Source organism: Pseudoduganella sp. (assembly GCF_041914865.1).
In the GTDB taxonomy this organism is placed as follows: Bacteria; Pseudomonadota; Gammaproteobacteria; order Burkholderiales; family Burkholderiaceae_D; genus Rugamonas.
Genome location: NZ_JAYSCO010000017.1, coordinates 79,765 through 92,209 on the forward strand (window position 1 = coordinate 79,765; position 12,445 = coordinate 92,209).

The 12,445-nt window shown below is 62.7% G+C and carries 6 protein-coding genes; 2 read left to right on the top strand and 4 right to left on the bottom strand.

From position 1 onward, the window contains the following. Positions 1-7: 7 nt before the first annotated feature. Together ACE3TQ_RS10755 and ACE3TQ_RS10760 are read left to right on the top strand one after the other, a co-directional pair. Positions 8-4,609 carry a pilus assembly protein gene (locus tag ACE3TQ_RS10755; protein WP_374582131.1) on the top strand — a complete coding sequence of 1,534 codons (4,602 nt, stop codon included), beginning with the start codon at positions 8-10 and terminating at the stop codon, positions 4,607-4,609. A 62-nt stretch (positions 4,610-4,671) separates the two neighbouring features. Next, entirely contained in the window at positions 4,672-6,306 is a 1,635-nt protein-coding gene (locus tag ACE3TQ_RS10760) for a peptide chain release factor 3 (protein WP_374582132.1), read from the top strand. Positions 6,307-7,006: 700 nt separating this feature from the next. On the opposite strand, the gene ACE3TQ_RS10765 is transcribed toward ACE3TQ_RS10760, so the two are convergent. From ACE3TQ_RS10765 to ACE3TQ_RS10780, 4 genes are all read right to left on the bottom strand, one after another. Continuing rightward, a complete protein-coding gene (locus tag ACE3TQ_RS10765) occupies positions 7,007-8,896 on the bottom strand; it encodes a putative bifunctional diguanylate cyclase/phosphodiesterase (protein WP_374582133.1) in 1,890 nt (629 codons plus the stop codon). Then, the gene (locus tag ACE3TQ_RS10770; protein ID WP_374582134.1) at positions 8,893-9,432 is read right to left on the bottom strand and encodes a YfiR family protein; all 540 of its coding nucleotides are present in this window, start codon (positions 9,430-9,432) and stop codon (positions 8,893-8,895) included. Before ACE3TQ_RS10770 ends, ACE3TQ_RS10765 begins: the two co-directional genes overlap by 4 nt. Next, entirely contained in the window at positions 9,432-11,306 is a 1,875-nt protein-coding gene (locus ACE3TQ_RS10775; protein WP_374582135.1) for a TonB-dependent receptor plug domain-containing protein, read from the bottom strand. The genes ACE3TQ_RS10770 and ACE3TQ_RS10775 overlap by 1 nt, the downstream gene beginning before the upstream one ends. Before the next feature lie 186 nt (positions 11,307-11,492). Then, positions 11,493-12,445 (bottom strand): GlxA family transcriptional regulator (locus tag ACE3TQ_RS10780; protein ID WP_374582136.1); only part of this gene is annotated, 953 nt, incomplete at its 5' end.

Genomic DNA, 12,445 nt, shown 5'->3' on the forward strand with positions numbered 1-12,445 from the left:
AACGACCATGAAAAAACTCTTTACCCTTGCCGCGGCCAGCGCCGCGCTGGCGTCGGCCCTGCTGCCTGGTGCGGCCGATGCAGCCAAGACCAATATCGCCCAGGTGCCCCTGCTGAATATCAGCGGCACCGGCACGGTCAAGCCGAACCTGATGCTGTTGTTTGATAACTCCGGCTCGATGGAATCGCATTTCACGCCGGATAATGTGAACGACAACCTGTGCCGCTCGCTGGCCACGCTCGAGGCGGGGCAGACCGCTTGCAGTCCCGGCCATCCGCCGTTCATGAGCCCGGACTTCAACCGGCAGTACTACAATCCGCGCATCCGCTACCAGCCGCCGATCAAGTGGGACGGCAACAGCTATCCCGAGCAGACCGCCGGCAACACCACCAGCTGGACCGTGGTCAACAGCGACGGCTTCGGCAAGTTGAACCGCAACCTGTCCGGTGCCAGCGATACCAGCATCAACCTGGTGACCGAGTTCCCGGACCTGGCCTGGTGCGCGGGCGAAGACTGCAAGCTCAATAGCAATTACTCCTACCCGGACAAGACCTATACCACCAGCAAGGCGGTGAGCGGTGCGCCTTACTACTACAACATCGTGGTGTCGGAATACTGCACCGACGAGACGATGAAGAAGTGCGTATCGACCACGCCCGGCGCCAGTGCTCCCGCCGGCTATCCGATCCCGGCCAAGGTGCGCTGGTGCGATTCGACCAAGTTGACCAACTGCCAGGCGAAACAGGTTGGCAATTTCAAGTGGCCCAAATTCTCCACGCCGCTGGCCACCAACAAAGCGTTTGGCACGGTGTCGGTAGGCGCCAGCAATACCGCCACGTCCCTGAATGTTAATTTTGTCGCCATCCGCAACCCGGCCAGCGGCACCGCGACCAATATCACCAGCGGCACCATGACGGCCAGCACCGGCACCGATACCGCTGCCAAGCGCGCGGCGCTGGCCAGCGCGATCGCGGCCAACATCATCGCCACCAACAAATCCTCGCCGGGCACCAATCCGTATTGGGCCTGCGTGCGTGCGCCGGTCGGCCAGCCGACGGTGTCGGCCTGCTCGACGTATGGCATTACCCTGAGCGGCGACGACGTGGTGGCTGTGATGCCGATCAAATGCAGTGCCGCGCCAAAGGATATGGCCAATTGCGAATTGCTGCCGGACGACGTGACCCTGAACAACCGTGCCGGCTGGATCCTGAGCACGGAAACCAATCAGGTGCGTCCAGCGCCTAGCGCCAACTGGCCAGCCACCGCCTTGCTGAACGTGGAAGGCAAGACCGGCAACACCTCTTCCATCATTTCCCAGATCAAACTGGGCAGCAAGACCCTGGTGAGCACCTCGGTTGATCTGGGCAAGAACTCCGACCAGTTCAAAGTCGCTGGTTTGATCCGTACCGCCATCAACAACGCCAAGATCGCAGGCGTGGTGGCCTACATCGGCGGCGACCAGGCCAGCAGGATGTGCGCCGACCTCGATGCATCCTGGGTGTGCGTGGCCGATACCGCCGGTGCCAAGGGCACCAACCTGTCGATCTCCTATAACGTCACCGGCAGCATTGACCTGAGCGACCGCTATGCCAGCGACACCGCGCTGGACAGCATTCCAACCTCGGTCCTGCCGATTTCCAGCGGCATCAGCACGGCCTTTGCGCGTGTCGACATCCTGCCGGGCAACACCTATCCGAAAGCCTCGGCGCGTACCGACTGCGCCGGCGCCAGCTGCACGTACGCCGAGGAGATGACCAATTTCGCCAACTGGTACACCTACTACAAGAGCCGCATGCAGATGATGAAGTCGGCCGTCGGCCTGGCTTTCGCCTCGTTGAATGCCAACTACCGCGTCGGCTATGCGCTGCTGTCGGAGGCGGCCGTGGGTAGCCCCATGAAGATGAAGCCGGCCGAATTCAGCGGCACCAACCGCTCCAACTTCTACACCAAGCTGTACGAAACCACGACCAGCGGCTCCACCCCGAGCCGTCCGGCGCTGGACAACGTGGGCCGCATGTTCTCCAACCTGACGCCTTACGAGTACGCTGCAGGGGAGGAAGTCGTGCAGTTCCCTTGCCAGCAGAACTTCACGCTGTTCACCACCGACGGCTACTGGAACGGCGGCTCCACTCCCAACGTTGTGAACAACGACAATAAGGAAGACGCCTCGCGCTTCTGCACCCGCGCCGGTGGCTGCGTAGACACCCGCACGCAGAATGCGCCATCGCTGGCCGACGTTGCGCTGCACTGGTACAACGGCGGTTCCTCGACCAAGACCGTGGCCCTGCGCGGCGACGCGCTGGACAAGGACATGACCAAGCCCGGCAAAGTGCCGGCAGGCCCTGGTGAGAACACCCACCTGCACATGAACACCTTCACCCTGGGCCTGGGCATGGATGGCCTGATGACCTACGAGAAGAACTACGCCACTTCGCCGAAAGTCGGCGGCGACTACTACAATGTGATCACCGGCGTAAAAACCGGCTGCCCATGGAACGGCGGCGGTGAGTGGGTCTGGCCTGACCCGGAAGTGGGCAGCTCCAGCAACACCGTGCAGGCGCGCGTGGACGACCTGTGGCACGCCGCGGTGAACGGCAAAGGGCTGTACTTCAGCGCCAACGAGCCGAAGGAAGTGGTGGATGGCCTGGCCGCTGCCCTGGGCAAGATGCAACAGACCGTTGGCGCCGCGTCGGCGGCGGCAACCTCGACCCCGAACATCTCGCTGGAAGACAACGACATCTTCTCCGACACCTTCACCACCGTGAAGTGGTACGGCGAACTCGCGGACCGCAAGATCGACACCGCCACCGGCGAAGTGAACCCGACGCCGGTCTGGACCACCACCGGCGTACTGGGCAAGGACGTGGCGGCCGCCAGCGACACCCGTAATATCTACAAAGTGGACGAGTCGGGTGTGATGGAGAACTTCACCTACGACAACCTGTCGGCGCTGGAGAAATCCTGGTTCGACGGCAAATGCTCGTCGCTGCCGCAGTGCATCCTGCTGAACACCACCGACCGCGCCAAGGTAGACAGCGGCGCCAATATGGTGAACTGGCTGCGCGGCCAGCAGCAGCACGCGGACGACAAGATTTTCCGCGCTTACACCATGACCAATTTCACGCCGACCGGCGCGTCCGGCCCGATCCCGATCGTGCTGGGCGACATTGCCTCGTCCAAGCCGGCCTATATGCGCGAACCGCGCAAGAGCTATACCACGGCCGGTTATTCGACCTACAAGGCGGAGAATGCAGGGCGCCCAGCCACCGTGTTCACCGCCGCCAACGACGGCATGCTGCACGCGTTTGACGCCAGCAACGGCGAGGAGCGTTTCGCCTACGTGCCGCGCATCACCATGAGCAAGCTGTGGAACCTGACCAGCACCACCTACGCCACCAACCACATCTTCACCACGGACGGTTCGCCCGAACTGGGCGACGTGAAGATCAATGACAAATGGCGCACCGTGCTGGTGGCCGGCCTGAACGGCGGCGGCCGCGGTTTCTACGCGCTGGATGTGACGGACGCCGACAAAGGCATCGTCAAGCCGCTGTGGGAGCTGTGCGCCAACGCGGTCGTCTGCCCGGCCAACAACGACCCGGACATCGGCCTGACTTTCGGTAACCCGCAGTTCGGCGTGTGGAACGGCAAATGGGTGGTGCTGCTCACTTCCGGCTACAACAACGCGCCCGGCGTGGATGGCGTGAATACCGGCGACGGCAAGGGCTACCTGTACATCGTTGACGTGGCCAGCGGCGCCGTGCTGAAGAAGGTCAGCACCGGCAAGGGCGATACCACGACCCCGTCCGGCTTGGCCAAGATCACCGCGATTACCGCCGATCCGGCCACCGATCCGGTCTTCACCTATGTGTACGGCGGCGACAACGACGGCCGCATGTGGCGCTTCGACCTGACCAACGCCAGCGGTGCCGTGACCGTGGTGGAAATGGCCGATGCCGGCGTGAAGCAGCCGATCACCGCCCGTCCGGACGTGACGCTGTGCTCTGTAAAGGGCGAGAACGGCGACATCAGCACCCAGCGCGTGGTGCTGTTCGGCACCGGCCGCCTGCTGGACGTGCCCGACACCACCAATACCGACGTCCAGAGCCTGTACCTGGTGAAGGACACCGGCGCCAAGATCGACGTGCGCGGCACCGGCATGGTGGAGAAGGTGCTGACCGAAAGCGGCGGCAACTCCTCGGTCGTCACCATCAGCGACAACGATGTCAACCTGCTGACCAAGAATGGCTGGTTCTTCGACTGGAAGCTGAACGACGGCGAGCGCATGAACCTGGATCCGAAGATCGTCAGCGGCGTGGCCAACGTGGTGACCAATATCCCGAGCTCGGAGTCTTCCTGCTCGGTGGGTGGCACCAGTAACTACTACGGCGTGGACGTCTGCAAGGGCTTTGGTGTAAGCAGCAATATTGTCGGTGGCACGCTGTCGAATACCTCGGCCGCCGTCGGCTTCATCATCGTCCGCCTGCCGAAGGGTGAGCTGAAGATGATCACCACCACCGCCAAGGGTGAAACCATCACCAAACCGGTCAAGGAACTGAAGTCGGCCGAGGTGCACCCAGCCGGCTGGCGCCGGGTGAAAGGCGACTAAAAGAGGGCGGACTGATGGTAAAATAGCGGGTTTTCCGTCTGCGCCAACCGCTGGCTGCCATCATGTCTGACGATATCCAAGTTCAATCTACGAGCAAGACTCCCGCGCTGATCGCGCGGGAGGTCGCGCGCCGCCGTACTTTCGGCATTATTTCCCACCCGGATGCGGGTAAAACCACGCTGACCGAAAAGCTGCTGCTGTTCTCGGGTGCGATCCAGATGGCCGGTACCGTGAAGGCGCGCAAGAGCGGCCGCCACGCCACTTCCGACTGGATGGAGATCGAGAAGCAGCGCGGCATTTCCGTGGCTTCCTCGGTGATGCAGTTCGAGTTCCGCGACCACATCATCAACCTGCTGGACACCCCGGGCCACCAGGACTTCTCCGAAGACACCTATCGCGTTCTGACCGCGGTCGACTCCGGCCTGATGGTGATCGACGCCGCCAAGGGCGTGGAAGCACAGACCATCAAGCTGCTCGACGTCTGCCGCATGCGTCATACGCCGATCGTGACCTTCATGAACAAGCTGGACCGCGAATGCCGCGACCCGCTGGAGCTGCTCGATGAAGTCGAATCCGTGCTCAAGATCCAGTGCGCGCCGGTGACCTGGCCGATCGGCATGGGCAAGAACTTCCGCGGCGTGTACCACCTGATCAACGACGAGATCCTGCTGTTCCGCGCCGGCGAAGAGAACGCCGACCAGACCTTTGAAGTGGTGAAGGGCATCGACAACCCGCGCCTGCAGGAGATGTTCCCGCTCGAGATGGACCAGCTGCGCATGGAAGTGGAGCTGGTGCACGGCGCCTCGCACCCGTTCAACCTGGAAGATTTCCTGGCGGGTAAGCAAACTCCGGTCTTCTTCGGTTCCGCGATCAACAACTTCGGCGTGCGCGAGATCCTGTCCGCGCTGGTGGACTGGGCCCCGGCGCCGGGTTCGCGCGACGCCTCGGTGCGTACCGTGCAGCCGACCGAAGAGAAGTTCTCCGGTTTCGTGTTCAAGATCCAGGCCAATATGGACCCGGCGCACCGCGACCGTATCGCCTTCCTGCGCGTATGCTCGGGCCGTTTCGAGCGCGGCATGAAGGTCAAGCACCTGCGCCTGAACCGCGAGGTGAAGGTTTCTTCCGTGGTGACGTTCATGGCGTCCTCGCGCGAGCAGGTGGAAGAAGCGTACGCTGGCGACATCATCGGCCTGCCGAACCACGGCAATATGCAGATCGGCGACTCCTTCTCGGAAGGCGAGATGCTGCAGTTCACCGGCATTCCATACTTTGCGCCGGACTTCTTCCGCCAGGTGCGCATCCGTAACCCGCTGAAGATCAAGCAGCTGCAGAAGGGCTTGCAGCAGCTGGGCGAAGAAGGCGCTGTGCAGGTGTTCAAGCCGGTGCAGGGCGGTGAAGTGGTGCTGGGCGCGGTCGGCGTGCTGCAGTTTGAAGTGGTTGCCTCGCGCCTGATGAATGAGTACGGCGTGGATGCAGTGTTCGAAGGCACCTCGATCAGTACCGCGCGCTGGGTGACCAGCGATGACAAGAAGGCGCTGGCCGATTTTGAGGCGGCGCTGGGCCATAACGTGGCGTATGACGCGGCGGGCAACCTGGCTTACCTCGCGACTTCCGGCGTGAACCTGCGCCTGACCCAGGAACGCTGGCCGAAGCTGACGTTCCACGCGACGCGCGAGCACGCGACCAAGCTGGATTAAACCCGGTAAGGCCGGGTCTGACCCGAGGGTCAGACCCCATCTGCGGCACCGCTAACGGTGTTGGGTCTAAGTTTTTGACTTTCGACGAAGATCAAAAGCGCACAACCAACACCGCTAGCCGCCGATCAGACAGGGTCTGACCCTGCGGGTCAGACCCTGGTTTACCGGGTTTCAACCCGCCCAAAGCTTCCCCTCCCTAAGCAAAGCCTCCAGCTGCTCCGCCGGCATAACGTAATACCCCTGCATCACACCCCTGGATTAACCCGGTAAGGCGGGGTCTGACCCAAGGGTCAGACCCCGTCTGCGGCACCGCTAACGGTGTTGGGTCTAAGTCTTTGACTTTCGAAGAAAATCAACAGCGCACAACCGACACCGCTAGCCGCCGATCAGACAGGGTCTGACCCTCGGGTCAGACCCTGGTTTACCGGGTTTCAAGCCGCCCAAAGCTTCCCCTTCCTGAGCGAAATCTCCAACTGCTCCGCCGGCATAGGCCGCGCAAAGTAATACCCCTGCATCACACCCCTGGATTAACCCGGTAAGGCGGGGTCTGACCCAAGGGTCAGACCCCGTCTGCGGCACCGCTAACGGTGTTGGGTCTAAGTCTTTGACTTTCGAAGAAAATCAACAGCGCACAACCGACACCGCTAGCCGCCGATCAGACAGGGTCTGACCCTCGGGTCAGACCCTGGTTTACCGGGTTTCAAGCCGCCCAAAGCTTCCCCTCCCTAAGCAAAGCCTCCAACTGCTCCGCCGGCATAGGCCGCGCAAAGTAATACCCCTGCATCACATCACACCCCGCATCCGACAGGAACGCCACCTGCTCCTCAGTCTCCACGCCCTCCGCCACAACGCTCAAGTTCAGCGAATGCGCCATCGCGATAATCGCCTTCGCAATCGCAGCCCCATCCCCCGGCACAGAGTTCACAAAGCTCCGGTCAATCTTCAACTGATCGATAGGGAATCGCTTCAGATAAGCCATGGACGAATACCCCGTCCCAAAATCATCGATGGAAAGGTGAATCCCCGCCGCCTGGATCTTATGCAGCAGCGCGATATTCGCATTCACATTCTCCATCAGCACACCCTCGGTAATCTCCAGCTCCAGCAAACGCGGAGGCAGCCCCGTCTCCATCAGCAAAGCCTGCACCTCATACATCAGTTGCGCATCCTTGGTCTGGCAGGCCGAAAGGTTCACCGCCACATGTTCAATATCCTCCAGCAAGCCCATCTTGCGCCAGGCCGCAGCCTGCCGGATCGCCGTCTGTAGCACCCAGCGCCCCAGAGGCACGATCACACCGCTTTCCTCCGCCACCGGAATGAACTCCGCCGGACTCACCGGCCCGCCCAGCGCCGCGCAATGCCAGCGCGCCAGCACCTCCATGCCCCGCATACGCCCCGTCCGCACATCGATCTGCGGCTGGTAATGCAAAGACAGCTCATTGTTCTGCAAAGCCTTGCGCAGGTTAGCCTCCAGCGCCAGGCGCTTGCTGGCCTTGGCCGCCATGTCCTCATGGAAGACCTCATACGCATTCTTGCCCTTGTTCTTGGCATGGTACATGGCGATATCCGCACAGCGCACCACCGCAGCCGAATCGCCGGCATCCTTCGGATACACGCTCACGCCAATACTGGCGCTGACGAAGAGCTGGTGCGTCTCCACGATGAACGGCTCCGCCAGCGCACGCAGGATCTTGCGCGCCACCTGGTCCGGCTCCACCTCATCATCCGCCGGCTCGACGATGACCACGAACTCATCGCCCCCAATGCGGCAGATGATGTCCGTACTGCGCAGGGTCTGCGTCAACCGCTCCGCCACCAGGCGCAATAGCTGGTCGCCGGTATCGTGACCCAGCGTATCGTTCACTACCTTGAAGTTATCGAGGTCCAGCAGCAGCAAGCTGACGGCCGTTTCCTGCTTGTCCGCACGCTTCAGCGTGTAGGCCAGCTTATCGTTAAAGGCGTTCCGGTTCGGCAGGCAGGTCACGGGATCGACATGCGCCAGTAAATGCAGGTTCTGCTCCGCCTGCGCCACCGCCGCCCGCATACGGCGCACCAGCAGCCAGGCCAGCGCAAAGGAGCCAAGCGTGGCAATTGCGGTAAAGCCCGCAAACGCAAACGCACGCCGGTACAGCGGCAGCAAAGTCGCCCGGATCGACACCGAACCGACGACCCTCGCATCGATATGCACCGGCTCCTGCACCTCTACATAATCCATTCCGTAGTAATGCAGCGGCTCGCCGCCCGCGCTGGGTGGCAACTCCGGCACCGGCGCACCATTGCGGCGGAACTGCGCCAGCGGCATGCTGCCCAGCGTGATGTTCGCACTCTGCACACTGGGCGAAGCCGACAGGCCGCCGAGGATCTCCTCCGCCGCCCGCGCATCGCTGAAGAGCAGGGCGGCCGTGCTGTTGTTGCCGACAATCCGCGCCTGCACCTGCAGATCGCGCAGCAAGGTGCTGCGCAAGGCAAGGAACTGGAATACCACCATCAGCAAGCCGGCCAGGCACAGCGCCGCACCCGCCGCCAGCATGGTCGAGCGCACCACCTTGCTGCCGATCGGCAGCAGCGCGATTTTGTTACGCGCCTTCATTGCACACTCCTTGCAAGGCGCAGCAGCTTGGAACTTAGCGTCAGGCGCGCCTGCTTCACTGGTACCAGGTCCACGTCAAAGCCCACCCGGCGATTATCGATGCCAAACGAGATCATGGCCCCATTGGCGCCGATGATACGGTCATCCGCCACCGTCAGCACGCTGCTGGTGGCCAGGTCCTGTTTGAGCAGCGGCCAGCGCTCACGATCCTGCGCATCCAGCACCAGCAGGTGGCAGCTAGCCAGCTGCGCCGGCCCCGGCGCACCTGGCAAAGTGCGCACTGAAATTCGATGGCCGTTCACCTGCTTCTCCTGCAGGCCCGTGAGTGCGGTGAGCAAGGCGTTACCCTGGAAAACGCACAGCCGCAGCGGCGAACTCGCCGGCAGCGTATCCGCCGGCCACTCCGTGAACAGCGCGAAATTGAAAAGGATGGCCGCCTTCAACTCCGCCTCGTCCGCCCCTGAGGGCAGCTGCGCGTGGGCCAGCCCGCATGCCAGTAGCAGGCAGGTGAGCAGGGCGGGAATACAGGCGCGCATCAGTAGGCCGCCTTCAGTTTGAAATACGCCCGGCGCCCGTCCTGTTCGATGGAGCGCTGCAGGAAGCCAAGGGACGCCGGGTCGGCGTAGCGATGGTCGAACAGGTTTTGCACTCCAAGGGCCAAGTCGAGATGGCGCGTCAGGCCAATGCTGTAGAAGTTCAAGTTCGCCAGCGTAAAGCCACCCGTCTCGCCGCCCCCAATCAGCCTGCGCGCGCTGACGTACTGCAGCTCCACGCCCGTATGCCAGGCGCCCGACAGACGGCTCGATAGATTCAACTTGGCCAGCCAGCGCGGCGAATTGAGTTCTGCATCGCCGCCGGAAACCTTTTGCCGCGCCACGCTGGCGCGCAGGCGGCCACCGTTGCGGAAGGAACGCTCATACTCCGCCTCCAGGCCGCGTGCGCGCGCCTTGCCGAAGTTGCGGAAGATCGGTACGCCGAGTTCTTCATCCTCCACCTCGGTGATCAGGCTGGATGCCTGGTTCGCGTAGGCGGTGAGCGTTGCACGCGCGTTAGCATTCAGTTGGCGCACGAGGGAGAACTCGTGGCTGCGGATGCGTTCACGGCCCAGGTCCGGGTTCGCCAACTGGCCGCCCTGCGTATCGATGCCGTAGAACAGTTCGTAACTATTCGGCGCGCGGAAAGCGCTGCCATAAATCGCCTTGATGGTCGTTCCCGGGACCAGTTCCGCAATCAGCGCCAGGCGCGGATTGAAGACGCCGCCGGTGCTGGACTCGCGGTCGTAGCGCACGCCCGCGTTCAGCAGGATGCCTTGGGCCAGAGTGATTTCGTCCTGCACATAAACGCCAATGCGTTTGCCGCTGGAACGGTCGTCCAGGTAGCTGGCATACGGGTCGATGTCGAAATTCTGCTGCACGACATCGTGGTTGTACTGGTAATCGGCGCCGACTACCAGTTTATGCGCTGGCGCGACTTGCAGGTACAGGCTGACATCGGCGCCCCACCAGCGCGCGCGGGTGTGGTCCAGGTTGATGGAGCCGAAGGGGACCTGGTTGACGAAGCGCCCCTGGTACTTGTAGTCGCCGTGGTAAAGGCGGCCGGTAACTTCGCCGCTGAGCGGCAGAACCGTGTTGTGGTACCCGGCTTCCACCAACTGCAGGCGGTCCAGCGTTTGCGCGCCAGGCACGTTGAAGGGCTGGCCGTAGGAAGCGGTCGGCATACCCTTGGTGCGGGCGCCGTGGATGAGTGCCAGCGACCAGGCGCCTGCTTGCCCGCGTGCGTAAAAGCGCGTAAAGCGCTCCCAGTCCAACCCCTGCGCGCTGCCGTCAAATTCGGGGATGTAAAGGTCGCGGCCCGAACTGAGGCCGCGGCTAGCGGCCAGCAATAACTCTGCGTCGCGCCCACGCCAGCCATAGCTCGCGCTGGCGCCACGCGTGCCGGCCTGGCCGCCTTCTAGTGCCGCACGGGTACCTTCCAGGTCGGGCGCGCGCCGCGTGATGACGTTGATCACGCCGAAAAACGCGTTGGCGCCATAAACGGAAGAACCGGGACCCGGCACAAACTCGATACGCTCCACCAAGTCCAGGTCGAGCGGGAATTCGGCGCCAACCTGCGCCTGGTCGAACACCGGATCGTTCAAGCGCGTGCCGTCGATCTGCAGCAGGAAGCGGGTGTTCAAATCACCCGGACGCAGGAAACCGCGGGCGCCCAGATAGCTGTAGCTGCGGTCATTGCTGGTGTACAAGCCGCGAATGCTGCGCAGCGCATCGGCCAGCGTGCGCCAGCCGTAGGCGCGGATATCATCCGAGGTAAGGATGGTAACGTTGGAGGGGGCTTGCGAAGCTTTTTGATTGAAGCGGGAGGCGCTATAAACCTCCATCGACATCAATTGTTCAAGCGGCAAAGTAGTCAAGTCGGCATCTTGCGCGCAAGCGTTCGCCGCCGCGAGCAGCAAGACTGCCAGCGGCCTTTTGCCAAGGCCATGCAGTGCATTGTGTCTCATCCCGAAACATATTCTTATGGTGTCCCGCCATGTTGGCATTGCCATGTGGGAATGTACAGCGCGACAGGCCCTGCCAGCACCTTTTAACAACAACCGTTAGCTGGAGAGCAATGCCCGCCAAGCGCTTGGCGCCTGGCCCGCCACCTGCTTGAACGCACGGCGGAACACCGCCTCGTCGCTGAAACCGCAATCAATCGCCACCCGACGCAAGCTGTTACCCGGCCACGCCAGCAGGCGCTTGGCCTGCTCGATCCGGCATTGAAGGATGTACTGCACCGGCGTGACGCCCAGCGCAGCCGCAAAGCGCCGCGCCAGCGTGCGTGTGCTCATCGCCACATGGCGCGCCACATCGTCCGGCGTGATGCCCGCACAGCAGTGCTGCTCAATATAGTCCTGCGCCGCCTCCACACGCGCATCGCCGTGCTGGTGCCGACTGTTGGTATTCACCGCTGCCTGCTCGTAGGACAACTGGCGTGACGAGTTGGCGTAGCGCGCAAACTTCAGCGCCGCCTTCTCGCCATGGAAGCGGCTGACCAGGTGCGCGCAAGCGTCGATGGTCGGCGCAATGCTGGCCGCAGTAACAAGCCGACCATCAATCACCAAAGGCGATTGCGGCGACAGCCTGATCGAAGGATGGCGCGCAGCGATAGGGCGCCGGTCCGCCAGGTTGCAGGTGGCATCGCGTCCATCCAGCAGCCCCGTTGCAGCCAACAGCCGCACGCCGCTAGCGGAAGCGAGGATGCAGCCACCCGCCTCATAATGCCGAACAATCCAGCGCAACAGGGCAGGGCTGGCCGGCACTTCGCCATAGAACGAAGGCAGTACCAGCACCTCCGCCTTAGGCGCGTTGCGCAGGCTGCGCTCCGGCATGATCGCCGGGCCGGTGAACGAGCGGACCGGCTGCAGCGTCGGCCCAACCAGCGTCACATCAAACATCGCCGCTGCAGCAAGATCCGGCTCGCGTGCGTACAGCGTCCCCGCCACCGCAAGCAACTCGCGGATCAGCATGACGCCGCCCATCCAGCATTGGTGGTCGATATAGAGATTGA

What these genes read in the sequence shown, in the direction of transcription:
- ACE3TQ_RS10755 (WP_374582131.1), top strand. Translation starts at nt 8, where the DNA reads ATGAAAAAACTCTTTACCCTTGCCGCGGCCAGCGCCGCGCTGGCGTCG.
- ACE3TQ_RS10770 (WP_374582134.1), bottom strand. Translation starts at nt 9,432, where the DNA reads ATGCGCGCCTGTATTCCCGCCCTGCTCACCTGCCTGCTACTGGCATGC.
- ACE3TQ_RS10765 (WP_374582133.1), bottom strand. Translation starts at nt 8,896, where the DNA reads ATGAAGGCGCGTAACAAAATCGCGCTGCTGCCGATCGGCAGCAAGGTG.
- ACE3TQ_RS10760 (WP_374582132.1), top strand. Translation starts at nt 4,672, where the DNA reads ATGTCTGACGATATCCAAGTTCAATCTACGAGCAAGACTCCCGCGCTG.